This window comes from Bradyrhizobium sp. USDA 4504 (assembly GCF_054063995.1).
The window spans coordinates 6,731,714-6,749,567 of the sequence record NZ_JBSSGV010000001.1; the positions used below are offsets into that span (position 1 = coordinate 6,731,714).

Consider the following 17,854-nt stretch of genomic DNA (forward strand, 5'->3'; position numbering starts at 1 on the left):
GATGGAAGTGATCCCACTGCGTCCGGGATTCGGTGCCGAGCTGCGCGGCGTCACGCTGTCAGACGTTGCCGCCAGCGATGCCGCCTATGCGGCGGTGCGCGCGGCGTTCGAGGAACATTCGGTGCTGGTGTTCCGCCGCCAGGAGGTCAGCAACGACACCCAGCTCGCCTTCTCGCGCCGGTTCGGTCCGCCCGAGGTGACCAAGGTCGGTTCGATGGGCACCGGTTCGCATTTCGTGATCCTCTCGACCTTCGGGCCCGACGGCAAGGTGGTTCCATCCGATCACCGGCAGCAGCTGCGCGCCAGGGCCAACCAGCTCTGGCACACCGACTCTTCCTTCAAGCAGGTGCCGGCGCTGACCTCGATCCTGTCGGCGCGCATCATTCCTGAACATGGCGGCGAGACCGAATTCGTCTCGATGCGGCTTGCCTTCGAGCGGCTCGACAAGGACGCGGCAAGTCGGCTGGAGAACGCGTTCGCCTGGCACTCCTACGCGCATTCGCGCAGCAAGGTGGCCACCGGCCTCGCAACGACTGAAGAAGTCGACGCGCTGCCGCCGGTATGCTGGCGGATGGTCTGGCGCAATCCCGTCAACGGCCGCGGCGCGCTGTATCTTGCCTCCCATGCCTATGGCGTCGAGGGCATGGATACCGAGGCCGGCAGGGCGCTGATCGAGCAATTGACCGAAGCCGCGACCGCGCCCGGCGTCAGCTATCTGCATCAATGGAAGCAGGGCGACGTCGTGATGTGGGACAACCGCGCCACCATGCATCGCGGCCGCCCCTGGCCGGCGCATGAGGGCCGCCTGATGATTCGCACCACGATCTCGGCGACCGAGGCCGATGGCGTCGCCAACATGCACCTGCCTTCGCCGCAGGCGGCGGAGTGAGGTGAATGCGAATGTTTCCCCGTCATCCTGAGGTGCGAGCGGAGCGAGCCTCGAAGGATGCACGGCCACCAGCTGGGCCGTCGATCCTTGGAGACGCGCTTCGCGCTCCTCAGGATGACGGAGAGCGTGTGCAGTGCGCGGCTTACATCGGCGACATACTGTCGCTGATTGCAGCCCGCTTCACGCCGCACACATCGGCATCGGCAACCGAATTCAAACGGAGTTTCGCCGCTGCATAGCAAAACGACGCAGGTTCCCCGCAATCACAGCCATTATTCCCGATCCGTGGAAATTTTAATGTTGTGGGGTCATCCGAATTGCCAATCCCCGCGCGATCCTCGCTGGTTGCCCGACAGCCTCACCGTGGTATCGTCGATGCCAATCGGCCATTGAGACCGAAATGTGGGAGGGGACCATGCGGAGCGTGCAAGCGCTGGCCGTCGCGGTGTTGTCTGTGCTGATCATCAGCGACGTTTCACGCGCAGCCGAGCCGAAACCGGGCGGCATCTTCAGGATCTATCACCGCGACAGCCCCGGCAGCGCCTCGATCCACGAGGGCGCGACCTATTCGCTGAACGTTCCGTTCATGCCGATCTTCAACAATCTCGTCATCTTCGACCAGCACATCGCCCAGAACAGCACCAGCACGATCCGGCCCGAGCTTGCGGAAAGCTGGGCCTGGAGCGGCGACAACAAGACGCTGACCTTCAAGCTGCGCAAGGACGTGAAATGGCACGACGGCAAGCCGTTCACCGCGGCCGACGTCAAATGCACCTTCGACATGCTGATGGGCAAGTCGCAGCAGAAGTTCCGGCAGAACCCGCGCAAGTCCTGGTACGAGCAAGTCGAAGAGGTCACGACCAACGGCGACCATGAGGCGTCGTTCAAGCTGAAGCGGCCGCAGCCGGCGCTGCTGTCGCTGCTCGCCTCGGGCTACTCGCCGGTCTATCCCTGCCATGTGTCGCCGGCCGAGATGCGCACCAAGCCGGTCGGCACCGGCCCGTTCAAGTTCGTCGAGTTCAAGGCCAACGAATCGATCAAGCTCACCAAGAACCCGGATTACTTCAAGAAGGGCCTACCTTATCTTGACGGTATCGAGTTCACCATCATCCCGAACCGCTCGACCGCAATCCTCGGCTTCGTCTCCGGCAAGTTCGACATGACGTTCCCGACCGAGGTCTCGATCCCGCTGCTCAAGGACGTCAAGTCGCAGGCGGCCAATGCGGTCTGCATGGTGGAACCGAACAACGTCTCCACCAACATCATCATCAATTCGACCGCGCCGCCGTTCGACAATCTCGACATCCGCCGCGCGCTGGCGCTGGCGCTCGACCGCAAGGCGTTCATCCAGATCATGTTCGAAGGCCAGGGCGACATCGGCGGTACCATGGAGCCGGCGCCGGACGGGCTGTGGGCGATGCCGAAGGACATGCTGGAGCAGATCCCCGGCTACGGTCCCGACATCGAGAAGAACCGCGAGGAAGCCCGCAAGCTGATGCAGAAGGCGGGCTATGGCCCGGACAAGCACCTGCAGATCAAGGTCTCGACCCGCAACATCGCGGTCTATCGCGATCCCGCGATCATCCTGATCGACCAGATCAAGAGCATCTACATCGACGCCGAGCTCGACGTCGTCGACACCGCGCAATGGTTCCCGAAGATCGCCCGCAAGGACTATTCGCTCGGTCTCAACCTCACCGGCAATGCCGTCGACGAGCCCGACCAGTCGTTCTACGAGAACTACGCCTGCGGCTCGGAGCGGAACTACACCAACTACTGCAACAAGGAGATCGAGAAGCTGTTCGACCAGCAGTCGGAAGAGACCAACGTCGACAAGCGCAAGAAGCTGGTCTGGGAGATCGACAAGAAGCTGCAGGAAGACGTCGCGCGTCCGATCATCTTCCATGCCCGCACCGGCACTTGCTGGCAGCCTTACGTGAAGAATGTCACGATCATGTCCAACAGCTCCTATAACGGCTATCGTTACGAAGACGTCTGGCTGGACAAGTAGGCGTAGCGTTTTCGGGCGAAGTGGATACCGGTTCGCGCAAAGAAAGCGCGTCGGAAGACAAGACACAGGCGGGATCAAGGAGAGAGCCAGGGTGTTTGCCTATATCGTGCGGCGGCTGTTCCTGATGCTGGTGACCCTGTTCGGGATCTCGGTCATCATCTTCGTGCTGCTGCGCGTCGTTCCCGGCAACATCGTCGACATCCTGTTCGACGCCGCGGGCTTCGTCGACCCCGCCGACAAGGCCAATCTCGAGCGCGAGCTCGGGTTGAGCCAGCCGATCGTGATCCAGTATCTGCACTGGATCGGCGGCCTGCTGCACGGCGATCTCGGCTATTCCTACGTTTCGGAAAAGCCGGCGCTGGAGGAAATCCTGCCGCGGATTCCGATCACGGCGCGGCTCGCCGGGTTGGCGCTATTGTTCTCCGCCTCGATCGGTATTCCGCTCGGTGTCATCAGCGCCGTCCACCAGGGCTCACGGCTCGATTATGCGCTGCGCGTCGTCAGCCTCAGCGGCCTGTCGCTGCCGTCTTTCTGGCTCGGCCTCTTGGTCTTGATGGCCTCGGTCTCGCTGTTCGGCACCATGCCGATCTTCAATCCGAACCCGAAAACCTGGCTCGAGGCGCTGACCATCTATGCGGTGCCGGCGATGGCGGTGGGCTTCCGCAGCGCGGCACTCACCATGCGCATCACCCGCTCCTCGATGCTGGAGATCCTGCGCCAGGACTATATCCGCACCGCGCGCGCCAAGGGCGCCTCCGAGGCCTCCGTGAACTATCACCACGCGCTGAAGAACGCGGTGCTGCCGGTCATCACCGTGATCGGCATCGAGGCCGCGTTCCTGATCGGCGGCCTGATTGTCACCGAGACCGTGTTCAACATCCCTGGCATCGCCCGCTTCCTGGTCGAGGCGCTGCGCTGGCGCGACTACCCGATCGTGCAGAACCTCGTGATGTTCATCGCCGTCGTCGTGGTGGTGGTGAACTTCATCGTCGACATGCTTTATGCGGCAATCGACCCACGTATCCGGTTTGGAGAGTGACATGACAGGATTGGTCGAAGGCCGAGTCCAACTCTTACCTCGCCCCGCTTGCGGGGAGAGGTCGGATCGCATCGCAGATGCGATCCGGGTGAGGGGGGCTCACCGCGAATCCAACGCCCACCGCGCTTGCGGAGAGCCCCCCTCACCCCAACCCTCTCCCCGCAAGCGGGGAGAGGGAGAAGACCGTTCTGCAATCATCAGGCGAAGAAGCTGACACGTGGCGACGATCAATTTCGACAGCGAATTGCGACGTGCCGGGGCCAACGCCACCGGTGGCTGGGGACGGTTTGCGTTCCTCGCGCAGCGCCATGTGCTCGGCACGATCGGCCTCGTCATCATGCTGCTGTTCGTGCTGACCGCGATCTTCGCGAACGTCATCAGCCGCTACGATCCGCTCAGCGTCGATTCCGCGCACCGGCTGGCTGCGCCGTCCGCGCTGCACTGGTTCGGCACTGACTCCTTCGGCCGCGACGTCTGGAGCCGCATCATCCATGGCGCCCGGATCTCGCTTGCGGTCGGCATCGGCTCGACGACGCTCGGCGCCACGCTCGGCGTGATCGTCGGCCTTGCCTCCGGCTATCTCTCCGGCTGGGTTGACCTCGTGTTCCAGCGGGTGACCGACATCCTGCAGTCGCTGCCGCTCTTGGTGCTCGCACTCGTCATGACCGCGGCGCTCGGTCCCTCGCTGCCGAACGTGATCCTGGCGATCGCAATTCCCCTGATCCCGACGGTCGCGCGCGTGATCCGCGCCAACACGCTGGCGCTGCGCGAGCAGCCGTTCGTCGAGGCCGCCAAATCGATCGGCATGAGCGAGATGCGGATCGCGCTGCGCCACGTGCTGCCCAACACCATCGCGCCGCTGATCGTGCTCGCCACCGCGCAACTCGGCTCAACCATCCTGACCGAAGCGTCGCTGTCGTTCCTTGGCCTCGGCATCCCCGAGCCTTATCCGTCCTGGGGTCGCATGCTGTCCGAATCCGCCGCCGAATATGTCCGCACCGCGCCGTGGCTGGTGATCTTCCCCGGCATTGCGATCAGCCTTGCGGTGTTCGGCACCAATCTGTTCGGCGACGCGTTGCGCGACATTCTCGATCCGAGGCAGCGCGGCTGATGAGCGAGGCCAAGACGCTCGATACGATTCTCGACGTGAAGAACCTGCAAACGGTGTTCTTCACCAACTCCGGCCTGTTCCGCGCGGTCGACGACGTCTCGTTCTCGGTCCGCCGCGGCGAGACGCTGGCGATCGTCGGCGAGTCCGGCTGCGGCAAGAGCGTCAGCGCGCTGTCGATCATGCGGCTGGTGCCCGATCCGCCCGGCCGCATCGTCGGCGGCTCGGTGACGCTCGAGGGCACCGATCTGCTGAAGCTCGACGATGCCGCGATGCGCGACATCAGGGGCAACCGCATCTCGATGATCTTCCAGGAGCCGATGACCTCGCTCAATCCGGTGATGCGGATCGGCGACCAGATCATTGAGGCGGTGCGGCTGCACCAGAAGGTCAGCAGCAAGGAGGCCTGGAAGCAGGCGGTCGACATGCTGCGGCTGGTGCGGATTCCAGAGCCGGAGCGCCGCGCGCAGGAATATCCGCATCAGCTGTCCGGCGGCATGCGCCAGCGCGCGATGATTGCGATGGCGCTGGCGTGCCGGCCGGCGCTCCTGATCGCGGACGAACCGACCACGGCGCTCGACGTCACCATCCAGGCGCAGATCCTGGCGCTGATTGTCGATCTGCAAAAGCGGCTCGGCACCGGGCTGATCCTGATCACCCACGACCTCGGCGTCGTCGCGCAAACCGCGCAGCGCGTGATCGTGATGTATGCCGGCAAGAAGGTCGAGGAGGCGACGGTCGAAGCTTTGTTCGAGACGCCGCTGCACCCCTACACCCGCGGACTGATGGCCTCGATGCCGGCGGTGATCGCGCTCGGCGCGAAGACCGATGCGCGGCTGACCGAAATCCCCGGCATGGTGCCGTCGCTGACCAAGCTGCCGCCCGGCTGCGCCTTCGCGCCGCGCTGCAAGCTGGCGGTCGACCGCTGCCGTCAGGAATATCCGCCGCTCGACGAGATCAAGAGCAATCACTGGGCCGCGTGCTGGCGCGCCGGCGAGATGGCGGAGGCGTCATGACCGAACAGCGCCCGCTACTCGAGGTGACCGACCTCGTCAAGCACTACGCGGTGCGCGGCGGTGTGCTGCGCCGGCAGGTCGGCACCGTGCATGCGGTCGACGGCGTTAGCTTCGCGCTCGGCGCCGGCGAGACGCTCGGCCTGGTCGGCGAATCCGGCTGCGGCAAGTCGACGGTGGCGCGCACGGTGCTGCGGCTGGTCGAGCCGACCAGCGGCGCCATCAAGCTGGATGGCGAGGACATCGCGCCGCTCAGCAAGACGGCGCTGCGGCCGTACCGGCGCTCGATGCAGATCGTGTTCCAGGATCCGTTCGCCTCGCTCAACCCGCGCATGACGGCCGGCGACATCGTCGGCGAGCCCCTCATTGTGCATGGCCTCGCGACCGGGGCGAAGAAGCAGGAGCGCGTCGCGGAACTGTTCCAGCAGGTCGGCCTGCGGCCCGACCAGATGAAGAATTTTCCGCACCAGTTCTCCGGCGGCCAGCGCCAGCGCATCTGCATCGCGCGTGCGCTGTCGCTCGGGCCGCGTCTGATCGTCTGCGACGAGCCGGTGTCCGCGCTCGACGTCTCGATCCAGGCGCAGGTGATCAATCTGCTGATCGACCTGCAGCGCAAGCAGAATTTCTCATACCTGTTCATCGCGCATGATCTGGCGGTCGTCGCCCATATCAGCCACCGCGTCGCGGTGATGTATCTCGGCCGCATCGTCGAGATCGCCGACAAGCACGAGCTGTTCGCCAATCCACGCCATCCCTACACCCAGGCGCTGCTCGCCTCGGTGCCGATCGCCGACCCGAAGGCGAAACGCACCGCGCCCCTGATCGACGGCGATGTCCCGAGCCCGATCAATCCACCTTCAGGCTGCGCCTTCCACACCCGCTGCCGTTACGCGATGGATCGCTGCAAGAGCGAACGCCCGGCGCTGGAGGCGGCCGGCCCGGCGCATCAGGTCGCCTGCTGGCTGAATGACGGGACCGGGCAAGCGGCCTCATAAATGTCGTCCCGGCGAAGGCCGGGACCCATTACCCCGAATGCCCGTTGATTTGCCAAACTGGGGCCACAGCTTGCTCCAACAACATACAGCGGTGGTTATGGGTCCCGGCCTTCGCCGGGACGACAGTCTTTATGCCGCCGCCTCGATCTCCACCACGATCTTCCCCGTCGTCACCTGCTCCCCCTCGGCGACATCGATCGACGATACCGTGCCCGCGACGCCGGCGGTGTGGACGTGCTCCATCTTCATCGCTTCCAGCGTCATCACCGGCTGGCCGGCCGCGACCTTGTCGCCCGGCTTCACCAGCACCGCGACGACCCGGCCGTTCATGGCGACGCGGACCTTGCCGTCACTGCCGGCCGCCGTCGCGCTTTCCGGCGGCGCGAGGGTGAGATCGCGCACCGACAGCGTGACGCCGCGATGCAGGATATAGAGCCGGTCGCCATCGCGCAGGAATTGGGCATGCTCCATCACCCCATCGTGGTGGAAGCGGATGCTGTCCCGGCTGAGCTCGTCGATCACGAAGCTGAAGCGATCGCCGTTGCGGGTCGCGATGTAGCTGCCGTCGCGCTCGCGGACAATCTCGATCTCCTGCACGCCGTGGCCGAGATCAATCCGCAGGCCGAGCGGGAATGTCGCTGCGAGCGACCGGCCGCGCCGCCATGGCGGGGCGTGCGGATTGGTGACGTAGAGCAGCAGCGCCGCAAGCGCGAGGTCGCTGCCGCGATCCGGCCGCGGCGCCAACAGCGCGTCGCGGTTGTCGCCGATGAAGGCCGTGGTCGCCTCGCCTCTAGCAAAGACAGGGTAGCGCAGGCAGTCGATCAGGAAGCCCTGGTTGGTGGTGACGCCGAAGGCCGTGACCTGCTCCAGGGCACAGATCAGCTTGCCGCGCGCCTCCTCGCGGGTCGTGCCATGGCTGATAACCTTGGCGATCATCGAATCATAGAACGGCGGAATCTCCGAGCCGGACTGCAGCGCGTGCTCGACGCGGATACCGTCGGGCATCTGCCACCGCGCCATCGTACCGGACTGCGGCATGAAATCGTGCGCAGCATCCTCCGAGCAGAGCCGCACCTCGATGGCATGGCCGGAGAACTTGACGTCCTCCTGGGTCAAGCCGAGCGGCGCGCCACTGGCGACGCGCAGCTGCAATTCGACCAGATCGAGCCCGGTGATCGCCTCGGTGACGGGATGTTCGACCTGCAGCCGCGTGTTCATCTCCATGAAGTAGAAATTGCCGGCGCGATCGAGCAAAAATTCCAGCGTGCCGGCGCCCTCGTAGCCGATCGCCTTGACCGCCTGCACCGCGACCGCGCCCATCCGCGCGCGCAGCTCCGACGTCACCGCCGGCGACGGCGCCTCCTCGACCAGCTTCTGGTGCCGCCGCTGCACCGAGCAATCGCGCTCGCCGAGATGGATGGCGTTGCCATGGCGGTCGCCGAACACCTGGATCTCGATGTGGCGGGGATTGACGATCGCGCGCTCCAGAATGACGGTCGGATCGCCGAACGCACCCTGCGCCTCCGATCGCGCGCTGCGCAGCGCGTCGGGAAATGCCGCCGCGTCCTCGACCAGCCGCATGCCTCGGCCGCCGCCGCCGGCGACCGCCTTGATCATGACCGGAAAACCAATGGCCCTGGCTTCCGCCAGCATCACGGCATCGCTCTGGTCGGCCCCCTGATAGCCGGGCACGCAGGGCACGCCGGCCCGCTGCATGATCTCCTTGGCGCCGGCCTTGTTGCCCATCGCAAGGATCGCCTCCGGCGACGGACCGATGAACACCAGACCCGCATCGCGGCAGGCCCGCGCGAAATCCTCGTTCTCGGCGAGGAAGCCATAGCCGGGATGCACCGCGCCGGCGCCGCTCGCCTTGGCCGCGGCGATGATCGCGTCGATCTTCAGATAGGATTGCGCCGGCAGCGCCTCGCCGATCCGCACCGCCTGGTCGGCCTCGCGCACATGCAGCGCGTCACGGTCGGCGTCCGAATAGACCGCGACGACGCCATGGCCGAGCCGCCGTGCCGATCGCATGATGCGCAGCGCGATCTCGCCGCGGTTGGCGATCAGGATCTTGAAGAACGGCGTCCGCTTCACGATTGCCCCGCTCATGGCCGCGCCACCGAGAACTGCATGCGCTGCGGGCTGCGGGCCTCGGCCTCGCGGCAGATTGTAAGCACCTCGGCAAGCACCGTCCGCGTGTCGCGCGGATCGATCACTCCGTCGTCGAGCACCCGGGCGCTGGTCGAGAACACGTCCATCTGGCTGTCGAACACCCCGGTGATCTGCGCCTTCATCGCGTCCAGCTTCTCCTTCTCGATCGGCTTGCCGCGCCGCGCGGCGGCGGCCTCAGTCACGATCGCCATGGTTTCGGCGGCCTGCTCGCCGCCCATCACGGCGGTCTTGGCGTTGGGCCAGGAGAAGCAGAAGCGCGGATGGAAGCCGCGGCCGCACATGCCGTAATTGCCGGCGCCGAACGAGGCGCCGCAATACAGCGTGATCTGCGGCACCGTCGCCGAGGTCACCGCCTGGATCATCTTGGAGCCGTGCTTGATCATGCCGGCCTCTTCATAGGCCCGGCCCACCATGTAGCCGGTGGTGTTGTTCATGTAGAGGATCGGTGTGCGCGACTGGCAGCAGGCCTGGATGAAATGCGTCGCCTTGTTGGCGCCGGGCACGTCGAGCGGGCCATTATTGGTGATGATGCCGATCGCCTGGCCCTCGATGCGCGCGTGGCCGCAGACCGTCGCCGGGCCGTAATTGGCGCCGAACTCGGCGAAGTCGGAATCGTCGATGAAGCGCGCAATCGCCTGGCGCATGTCGACGGGGCGCTTGTGATCCATCGGCATGATGCCGAGCAGTTCCTCGGCGTCATAACGTGGCGGCTTGAACGCGGCCGGTTCGGCGGCCGGCCGATCCCAAGAACGATCCCAAGGCAGCTTGGCCATGATGTCGCGCGCGATGCGCAGTGCGTCGCGGTCGTCCTCGGCGAGATAATCGCCGAGACCGGAGATCTGGGTGTGCATCTCGGCGCCGCCGAGCTCCTCTTCGGTCGCGATCTCGCCGGTGGCCGCCTTGAGCAGAGGCGGCCCGGCAAGGAACGCGCGGGTGCGGCCGCGCACCATCACGATGTAGTCGGACAGGCCCGTCTGGTAGGCGCCGCCCGCGGTCGAGGAGCCGTGGGTGACGGTAACGACGGGAAGCCCTGCCGCCGACAGCCGCGCCAGGTTGCGGAAGATGTTGCCGCCACGGACGAAGTCCTCGACACGGTAGCGCAGCAGGTTGGCGCCGGCGCTCTCGACCAGCTGCACATAGGGCAGCTTGTTCTCCAGCGCGAGCTCCTGCACCCGCAGCGTCTTGTCGAGGCCGTAAGGCTGCAATGCGCCCGCGTCGATGCCGGCATCATTGGCGCTGACCATGCAGCGGATGCCGGAGACGAAGCCGATGCCCGCGACCAGTCCGCCGCCGGGCACGCTCTTGTCCGCATCCGCTACGTCGAACATGTAACCGGCGAGCGTCGACAGTTCGAGGAAGGGCGAACCGGGATCGAGCACCAGCGCGACGCGCTCGCGTGGCAATAGCTGGCCGCGCTTGTGGAAGCGGTCCTTTGCCGCGGCGGAGGCTGCGCGCGTCCGCTCCTCCAGGGCGCGCATCCGGGCGATCAGCGCCAGCATGCCGTCGCGATTGCCCTGGAAGGCGGCGCTGCCGGTGGAAATCGTGTTCTCGATGATGGCCACTAGGCGCGCTCCACAAAATGTCCGCTGTATTGCTGCCGCAGCTCGACCTTGCGCAGCTTGCCGGTCGCGGTCATCGGCATCTCCTCGAGGATACGCACCAGCTTCGGCACCTGGAAGCCGCCGAGGTGCTTTCTGCAATGCGCCTCGATGCCGGCCTCGTCAGCCTCCGCGCCGGGTTTCAGCTTGACGAAGGCGGAGACCGCCTCGCCCCATTGCGGATGCGGCAGGCCGACCACGGCGGCGTTCTGCACGGCGGGGTGCGCCAGCAACGTCTCCTCGATCTTGACGGAGGCAACGTTCTCGCCGCCCGACTTGATCATATCCTTCTTGCGGTCGAGGAACAGCACCTCGCCATTGCCGTCGATCAAGGCTAGATCGCCGGTATGGTGCCAACCGGACTTGCGCGCCTCCTCGGTCGATTTGGGGTCCTTGTAGTAGCCCATCATCACGTTGGGCCCGCGATGCACGAGCTCGCCGATCTCGCCGCGCGGCAGCAGATTGCCGTTGTCGTCCATGATCGCGGTCTCATTGACGATCAGCGATTCGCCCCAGTAATTGCCGAAACGGTCGAGCTGTACCTCCGGGCGGGACATCGTCGTCGCCGGATACATCTCGGTCTGGCCGCTGGATAGCACGAAGTTCGGACAGAGATCGGCCATGGCGCGCTCGAGCAGCGGTTTGCCCATCGGCGCCATGGTGTAGATGCAGCAGCGCAGACCCGACAGGTCGTAGTCGCGGCGGCGCGGATGGTCGAGGATCGCCTGATACATCAAGGACAGGCCGACGAACACGGTGAGCTTATCGCGCACGATCGCCTCCATGCACGCGACCGGATCGAAGCCGCGCATCAGCGCCATGCGGCCGCCGACCGAGAGATAGCTGAGCAGCAACACGTGGCCGGCGCAGTGGAACAGCGGAAACTGTCCGGTGATCCCGTCATCGCGCGAGAGCTGCATCTCGATACAATTGCTCATCACGGCCATGACAACGGCGAGGTGACAATGCATCGCGCCCTTCGGCCGCGAGGTCGTGCCTGACGTATAGATGATCATCGCGAGGTCGCGGTCGTTGATCTCGATGTCAGGCTCAATATCGGACTGTCCCTCCAGCAGACCGTTGAACTCCTGCAATCCGGTCTTGCCGGCATTGCCGGTCAGATCGATCGCGATCATCTCCATGCCGCGCGCTTCCAGCGCGGCGCGGCGGTCGGCCTGGGCATGAAGGGCGTCATCGATGATGGCGAAACGCACCTCGGCATGGCCGAGGATGTAGTCCATATCAGCCGGTCCGAGCATGGTGTTGATGGGCACCCAGACCAGCCCGGCGCGGTGAATGCCAAACAGCGCTTTGACGAATTCGACAGAGTTGTTGCAGATGGTCGAAATCTTCTCGCCCGGCTTCAGCCCGCGCTGCACCAGATGATTGGCGAAGCGATTGGCGTCGCGCTCGAGTTCGGTGAAGGTGACCTGCCTGCTGCCGTCGGTCAGCGCGATGCGATCCGGAAACCGCCGCGCGGCGCGCTTCAACAGGTCGCCCATCGCGACCCGGCCGATACGACCCGGCCCGGTGACGCCGCCGGTTGCTGCGAGATTGTGCATGCGTTTCTCCTCCCGGGCTCCGTCATTCCGGGATGCGCGAAGCGCAGACCCGGAATCCAGAGGTGTGGCGCGAGATTCCGGGTTCACGCTTCGCGTGCCCCGGAATGACGGTCAGTGTCGCGTTCCAAAAATCTGCCGCGCCTCGGCCGGGCTCGCGATCTCGCGGCCGGCGCGGCGCGCGCAGGCGGCGAGACCTTCGACGAGCTGCCCGTTCGACGTCACCTTGGTGCCGTCGCCGAGATAGAACGTATCCTCGAGCCCGCTGCGCAGATGGCCGCCGAGGTCGGCGGCGCGCTGGTGCAGCGGCCAGATCTCGGCACGGCCGATCGCGGTGACCTGCCAATGCGCCTCCGGCGCCTTCAGCTTCAGGAGGATCGGCAACAGCTCCGGATCGGCCGGCATGCCCGAGGCGACGCCCATCACGAAATTGTATTCGAGCGGACCGGAATACATCCCGGTCTGCCGGTACATGCCAACGCAACGCACGATGCCGACATCGAAGCACTCGAATTCGGGAATGGTGCCGGCCGCCTTCATCACGTCGAGATAGTCCTGCACCTTCTCGACCGCGTTATCGAACATCATCGGCGGCCAGGCCCAGGTGTTGTCGGCCTTCACCTTCAGATAATTCAGCGAGCCGGCATTGCAGGCGGCGATCTCGGGCCGCGTCTCGCGCACGCAATCGAGCGCGCCCTGGTAGTTCGGGCCAGAGGTGCCGGTGGTGTGGTTGATGATCACGCCGGGGCAGGCCTCGCGGATCGCCTGCTGGATCTCCTTGCTGACGCCGACATCCCACGACGGCAGGTGGCCCTTGTTCGGCTCCTGCTGCCGCAGATGGATGTGCATGATGCTGGCGCCGGCGTTGAACGCGGCCTTGGCCTCGCGCGCCATCTGTTCGGGCGTCACCGGAACGTTGTGCTGCTTCGGGTCGGTAAGCACGCCGTTCAGCGCGCAGGTGATGACGGCCTTGTCGCTCATGGGTCTCTTGTCCGCTTTGCAGCGCACATGCGCTGCTGATTTCGCCATGATGAGAACTTTGCCTTCGCGCCATCTTGCGTTGACTGGCTAAGTGGATGCGGCGACGACACGATCTGCCGCCAGCCGGTTAACACAAGACGCGGCGCCCGTATCACGCCTAACCTTGCTGCCAAGCAGAAGCGGCGCAACAAGCCGGCATCACGGGGAGAACGTCATGGTCTCGATCAACCGGCGCACATGGCTCACCGGCGCGGCAGGCGCGGGACTTGCCGCGGTCGCGGGTCTTAAGCCTTCGCTGGCCGACGACACGCCAGGCGTCACCGCGACCGAGATCAGGATCGGCAGCACCACCTCCCTGAGCGGCCCGGTATCCGCGCTCGGCGTGCAGGCGCGCTGCCAGGAAGCCTATTTCAAGATGCTGAACGAGCAGGGCGGCATCGCCGGCCGGCAGATCAAATACATCTACTACGACGATGCGTTCAACCCGGCGAAGACGGTCGAGCAGGTGCGCCGCCTGATCGAAAGCGACAATGTCGCCTTCCTGTTCAACATGCTCGGTACCGCGCCGAACTCGTCGGTCGTCAAATACATCAACGCCGCCAAGGTGCCGCACTTGTTCCTGTCGGTGAATGGCGACAAATGGGGCGACTACAAGACCTATCCCTGGACCATGGGCTTTGCGCCGAGCGCGCGGACCGAGGCGCAGGTGTTCGTCAAGTATGCACTGAGCCAGAACAAGAACGCGAAATTCGCGGTGCTCTACCAGAACGACGACCTCGGCAAGGATTTCGTCGCCGGAGCCAAGGACGTGCTCGGCGAGCGGTTCGCGACCGCGGCCGTGGTGGCCTCGCACGAGGTTACCGATCCCACGATCGATTCCCAGATCGTTGCGCTGCGCGGCGGCAACCCAGATGTGCTGATCTCCGGCACCACGGCAAAGTTCTGCGCGCAGTCGATCCGCAAGATCTATGAGCTCGGCTGGAAGCCGATGCACTTCATCGCCAGCGGCGCCGCCTCGATCTCCTCGACCATCGCGCCTGTCGGCCTCGACAAGTCGCAGGGCACGATCTCGTCGGCCTATGTCAAGGACGTCGCCGACCCCGCCTGGGCCAATGATCCCGGCGTGAAGAACTTCCTCGCCTTCATGGAGAAGTACTTCCCCGACGGCAATCCGAAGGAAGGCTACAACCTCTACGCCTACACGGTGGCGCAGGTGCTGAAGATCGTGCTCGAGCAGTGCAAGGGCAATTTCACGCGCGACAACATCATGGCGCAGGCCAACAACCTGAAGGACATCGAGGTGCCGACGCTGTTGCCCGGCATCCGCGTCAACACCAGCCCGACCAATCATCACCCGCTGCAGCAGCTTCAGCTGCAACGGATCGAAGGTCCGGGCTGGCTGCGGTTCGGGGAGGTGATCCAGGGCGCGAATTTGTAGCGGAGAACAACCCCAATGTCGTCCCGGCGAAGGCCGGGACCCATAACCACCGCTGCTCATTATTTAACAGCGCGTCTGCCATCCCGCATCACGGATAGATCACGCGGTATGGGTCCCGGCGAAAGCCGGGACGACAGCGGAGGTTACGTCAGCGCGCGCTCGCTCGCGGTTTGCCCGGTGCGGTAGATCGCAAGGTCCCGCGAGCCGGAGAAGATCGCGCGCGGCTTCAAGCCATAGAAGCGACGGATCGAGTGGCTGAAATGCGTGCTATCGGGATAGCCGATATCCTGCGCGAGATGCGCGAGGTTGATGTCCTGGTTGGCGAAGTGCAGCAGATGCCGCGCGCGCTTCCAGGCGCGGAAGGAGCGGAACGAGATCCCGGTCTCCTCCTTGAACAGATGCAGGAAGCGCGAGGGCGATAGCCCGGCCTCGGCGGCGCAGCCTGCCGCGGTCACCGGCTCGCCGGAGAATTGCCCGATGCGGCCGATCGCGCGCACGACACGCGGATCGAGCACGCGCTGCGGCAGCGCGTCGCCGAAGCACATGGTGTCGAACTCGGCATTCGCGATCGCGTCGCGATGCTGCATCTCGGCGAGCGTCGCATAGGCGTTGCGAATGCGATTGGCGAACAGATGGGAGTCCGATCCTTGCAGACGGCGGGCGACGGCTTCGAGCGTGCCGTCGGGCACGCTTTCCGGCTCGATCGCGACGCAGATCGCCGAGCGATATTCGCTGGTGATGGTGTGGCGCAGGTTCGGCATCGTCACCGCGAGTTCGCCATGCGACTCGCGGCCTTCGCTGGTCGACAGATGCAAGCCGTCGCGGATCGCGACATAGACATGGAATGCACCGGGACAGCGCTCGCGCGGGCGTCCGAGCAGCCCGGCATAGAACACCCGTTCCGGCGTGATCAGCATCCGGTGACCGGATTGCTGGCTGGAGCTCTGGCACTTCGCGTCCACGATCGCGTCCATGGCGGTTCCTCCTCGCGCGGCTCTTTGGGCCGCTGCGGCGGAGCTACCATAACGCAAATTCGCACGCTGTCACTGCAACGAAACGTCGTCATTCCGGGGCGATGCGACAGCATCGAACCCGGAATCTCGAGATTCCGGGTCTGGTGCTAACGCACCATCCCGGAATGACGAGCGCTAACGCCGCGCCCGCGGCGCAACGCTCTGTTCCTGACCGGCTTTTTGCTCCGCCGCGACCGCGCGCTGGTAACCGTCGCGCTGCTGCAGCCGCGCCCAATAGGCCGCGACATTCGGCCCGAAATCCTTGGCGAGGCCGATATTGCTGGCGAGACGGAGCGCATAACCGTTGGCGATGTCGGCTGCGGTGAAGCGTTCCGCGCAGAGGAATTCCGACTTCGCGGCGGCGGCCTCGACCGCGCGCAGGCGGCCCAGGAACCATTTTGCATAATCGCCCGAGACCTGCGGGTTGCGCCGCTCCTCCGGCTCAAGCTGGCTGTAGCGGAGCACCAGCGTCTGCGGGAAGGTCAGCGTCGCGTCGGAAAAATACATCCAGTTCAGGAACGCGCCATAGGCCGGCTCGTCGACGCCGACGATCAGCGGCGTCGGGCCGTATTTGGTGCCGAGATAATGGCAGATGCCGGAGGACTCCGTCATCCTGGTCTCGCCATCGATCATGAACGGGATGGTGCCGAGCGGATTGATGCCGAGATATTCCTTGGCGAACACCCGCGGCGGGAACGGCAGCATCTTCAGCTCATAGGCAAGCCCGAGCTCCTCCAGCATCCACAGCGGACGGAACGAGCGCGCGGCGTCGCAGTGATAGAGCGTGATCATCAGGCGTTTCCCTTTTGCTTCAGGCCAGGCAGCGTGCCCATCATCTTGCACAATACCATGAGCATGACCTCGTCGGCGCCGCCGCCGATCGAGGTCAGGCGGCTGTCGCGATAGGCGCGGCTGACCGGCGTCTCGTTGGTGAAACCCATGCCGCCCCAATATTGCAGGCAGGCATCGGTAAGCTCGCGGCCGAGCCGGCCGGCCTTCAGCTTGGCCATGGTCGCGAGCCGCGTCACGTCCTCGCCGGCCACCAGCGCCTCGCCGGCACGATAGATCAGCGAGCGCAGCAGCTCGACCTCGGTCTGCATTTCCGCGAGCTTGAAGTGCACCACCTGATTGTCGAGGATCGAGCCGCCGAACGCCTTGCGGTTGCGAGTGTAGTCGATGGTCTCGTTGATGATGAATTCATGCGCCTTGAGGCAGGCGGCCGCACCCCACAGCCGCTCCTCCTGGAACTGGATCATCTGGTAGGTGAAGCCCTGGCCCTCCTCGCCGATCCGGTTGCGCTTCGGCACCCGGACATTGTCGAAGAAGATCTGCGCCGTATCCGACGAACGCATGCCGAGCTTGTCGAGCTTGCGCGCGATCTGCACGCCCTTTGTCTTCATGGGCACGCAGATCAGCGACTTGTTGCGATGGACCGGGCCGTCGCTGGTGTTGGCGAGCAGGCAGATCCAGTCGGCCTGGGTGCCGTTGGTGATCCACATCTTGCCGCCATTGATGACGTAGTCGTCGCCGTCGGCGCGCGCACTGGTCTTGATCGAGGCGACGTCGGAGCCGGCGCCGGGCTCGGAGACGCCGATGCAGGCGACCTGATCGCCGGCAATCGCCGGGCTGAGGAATTCGCGCCGCACCTCGTCGGAGCCGAACCGCGCCAGCGCCGGCGTCGCCATGTCGGTCTGCACCCCGATCGCCATCGGCACGCCGCCGCAGGTGATGGCGCCTAGCTCCTCGGCCATCATCAGCGCGTAGGAATAATCCAGTCCCTGGCCGCCGAACTCGACCGGCTTGTTGAGGCCGAGGAAGCCAAGATCGCCGAGCTTCTTGAACAGCTCATGCGCCGGGAAGATGTCGGCCTTCTCCCATTCGTCGACATGGGGATTGATCTCGGCCGCGATGAACTTCTGTAGAGCGCGGCGCGGTTCGTCGTGGTCGGCGGTGAAGAGCATGTTCTCGAACTATCCTTTGTCATTCCGGGGCGATGCGAAGCATCGAACCCGGAATCTCGATCCATTACCTCTGGATT

Annotated in this window: 14 protein-coding genes; 7 read left to right on the top strand and 7 right to left on the bottom strand. The window is 65.1% G+C overall.

The genetic code is table 11. From position 1 onward, the window contains the following. Position 1: 1 nt before the first annotated feature. The 6 genes from ACVMB1_RS31630 to ACVMB1_RS31655 all read left to right on the top strand — a co-directional run bounded on the left by ACVMB1_RS31630 (position 2) and on the right by ACVMB1_RS31655 (position 7,055). On the top strand, positions 2-889 hold the full coding sequence (locus tag ACVMB1_RS31630; protein WP_076834872.1) for a TauD/TfdA dioxygenase family protein: 888 nt from the start codon (positions 2-4) through the stop codon (positions 887-889). A 415-nt stretch (positions 890-1,304) separates the two neighbouring features. Continuing rightward, the gene (locus ACVMB1_RS31635) at positions 1,305-2,900 is read left to right on the top strand and encodes an ABC transporter substrate-binding protein (protein WP_057021209.1); all 1,596 of its coding nucleotides are present in this window, start codon (positions 1,305-1,307) and stop codon (positions 2,898-2,900) included. A gap of 91 nt (positions 2,901-2,991) precedes the next feature. Further along, positions 2,992-3,939 (top strand): ABC transporter permease, encoded by a 948-nt coding sequence (locus ACVMB1_RS31640; protein WP_057021208.1) that lies wholly within the window; start codon positions 2,992-2,994, stop codon positions 3,937-3,939. Between the two features lie 217 nt (positions 3,940-4,156). Next, positions 4,157-5,050, top strand: coding sequence for an ABC transporter permease (locus ACVMB1_RS31645; RefSeq protein ID WP_076834871.1), 894 nt, complete (start codon positions 4,157-4,159; stop codon positions 5,048-5,050). Then, positions 5,050-6,063: an ABC transporter ATP-binding protein gene (locus tag ACVMB1_RS31650; protein ID WP_076834870.1), complete on the top strand. Its 1,014-nt coding sequence runs from the start codon at positions 5,050-5,052 to the stop codon at positions 6,061-6,063. The genes ACVMB1_RS31645 and ACVMB1_RS31650 overlap by 1 nt, the downstream gene beginning before the upstream one ends. Then, entirely contained in the window at positions 6,060-7,055 is a 996-nt protein-coding gene (locus ACVMB1_RS31655) for an ABC transporter ATP-binding protein (protein ID WP_076834869.1), read from the top strand. The genes ACVMB1_RS31650 and ACVMB1_RS31655 overlap by 4 nt, the downstream gene beginning before the upstream one ends. A gap of 129 nt (positions 7,056-7,184) precedes the next feature. Here the strand turns inward: ACVMB1_RS31655 and ACVMB1_RS31660 are convergent, their stop codons facing one another. The 4 genes from ACVMB1_RS31660 to ACVMB1_RS31675 all read right to left on the bottom strand — a co-directional run bounded on the left by ACVMB1_RS31660 (position 7,185) and on the right by ACVMB1_RS31675 (position 13,365). Beyond that, complete coding sequence (locus ACVMB1_RS31660; protein ID WP_456849664.1) at positions 7,185-9,164, bottom strand: acetyl/propionyl/methylcrotonyl-CoA carboxylase subunit alpha; 1,980 nt, start codon at positions 9,162-9,164, stop codon at positions 7,185-7,187. Next, positions 9,161-10,789, bottom strand: coding sequence for an acyl-CoA carboxylase subunit beta (locus tag ACVMB1_RS31665; protein ID WP_141339960.1), 1,629 nt, complete (start codon positions 10,787-10,789; stop codon positions 9,161-9,163). Before ACVMB1_RS31665 ends, ACVMB1_RS31660 begins: the two co-directional genes overlap by 4 nt. Next, positions 10,789-12,387, bottom strand: coding sequence for an AMP-binding protein (locus ACVMB1_RS31670; RefSeq protein WP_076834866.1), 1,599 nt, complete (start codon positions 12,385-12,387; stop codon positions 10,789-10,791). Before ACVMB1_RS31670 ends, ACVMB1_RS31665 begins: the two co-directional genes overlap by 1 nt. A 111-nt stretch (positions 12,388-12,498) precedes the next feature. Then, positions 12,499-13,365 (bottom strand): BKACE family enzyme, encoded by an 867-nt coding sequence (locus tag ACVMB1_RS31675; RefSeq protein ID WP_057021261.1) that lies wholly within the window; start codon positions 13,363-13,365, stop codon positions 12,499-12,501. Positions 13,366-13,579: 214 nt separating this feature from the next. Between ACVMB1_RS31675 and ACVMB1_RS31680 the strand changes: the two genes are divergently transcribed. Then, entirely contained in the window at positions 13,580-14,803 is a 1,224-nt protein-coding gene (locus tag ACVMB1_RS31680; RefSeq protein WP_076834865.1) for an ABC transporter substrate-binding protein, read from the top strand. A 143-nt stretch (positions 14,804-14,946) separates the two neighbouring features. Here ACVMB1_RS31680 and ACVMB1_RS31685 read toward each other — a convergent pair whose 3' ends face one another. From ACVMB1_RS31685 to ACVMB1_RS31695, 3 genes are all read right to left on the bottom strand, one after another. Continuing rightward, positions 14,947-15,777, bottom strand: a complete 831-nt coding sequence (locus ACVMB1_RS31685; RefSeq protein WP_057021202.1) for a helix-turn-helix domain-containing protein — start codon at positions 15,775-15,777, stop codon at positions 14,947-14,949. A 174-nt stretch (positions 15,778-15,951) separates the two neighbouring features. Continuing rightward, entirely contained in the window at positions 15,952-16,608 is a 657-nt protein-coding gene (locus ACVMB1_RS31690; RefSeq protein ID WP_076834864.1) for a glutathione S-transferase family protein, read from the bottom strand. Continuing rightward, a complete protein-coding gene (locus tag ACVMB1_RS31695) occupies positions 16,608-17,777 on the bottom strand; it encodes an acyl-CoA dehydrogenase family protein (protein ID WP_057021200.1) in 1,170 nt (389 codons plus the stop codon). The genes ACVMB1_RS31690 and ACVMB1_RS31695 overlap by 1 nt, the downstream gene beginning before the upstream one ends. Positions 17,778-17,854: the final 77 nt, after the last annotated feature.

Coding starts and splice junctions, on each gene's coding strand:
- ACVMB1_RS31670 (WP_076834866.1), bottom strand. CDS start 12,387: ATGCACAATCTCGCAGCAACCGGCGGCGTCACCGGGCCGGGTCGTATC.
- ACVMB1_RS31660 (WP_456849664.1), bottom strand. CDS start 9,164: ATGAGCGGGGCAATCGTGAAGCGGACGCCGTTCTTCAAGATCCTGATC.
- ACVMB1_RS31680 (WP_076834865.1), top strand. CDS start 13,580: ATGGTCTCGATCAACCGGCGCACATGGCTCACCGGCGCGGCAGGCGCG.
- ACVMB1_RS31630 (WP_076834872.1), top strand. CDS start 2: ATGGAAGTGATCCCACTGCGTCCGGGATTCGGTGCCGAGCTGCGCGGC.
- ACVMB1_RS31650 (WP_076834870.1), top strand. CDS start 5,050: ATGAGCGAGGCCAAGACGCTCGATACGATTCTCGACGTGAAGAACCTG.
- ACVMB1_RS31685 (WP_057021202.1), bottom strand. CDS start 15,777: ATGGACGCGATCGTGGACGCGAAGTGCCAGAGCTCCAGCCAGCAATCC.
- ACVMB1_RS31690 (WP_076834864.1), bottom strand. CDS start 16,608: ATGATCACGCTCTATCACTGCGACGCCGCGCGCTCGTTCCGTCCGCTG.
- ACVMB1_RS31655 (WP_076834869.1), top strand. CDS start 6,060: ATGACCGAACAGCGCCCGCTACTCGAGGTGACCGACCTCGTCAAGCAC.
- ACVMB1_RS31675 (WP_057021261.1), bottom strand. CDS start 13,365: ATGAGCGACAAGGCCGTCATCACCTGCGCGCTGAACGGCGTGCTTACC.
- ACVMB1_RS31635 (WP_057021209.1), top strand. CDS start 1,305: ATGCGGAGCGTGCAAGCGCTGGCCGTCGCGGTGTTGTCTGTGCTGATC.
- ACVMB1_RS31695 (WP_057021200.1), bottom strand. CDS start 17,777: ATGCTCTTCACCGCCGACCACGACGAACCGCGCCGCGCTCTACAGAAG.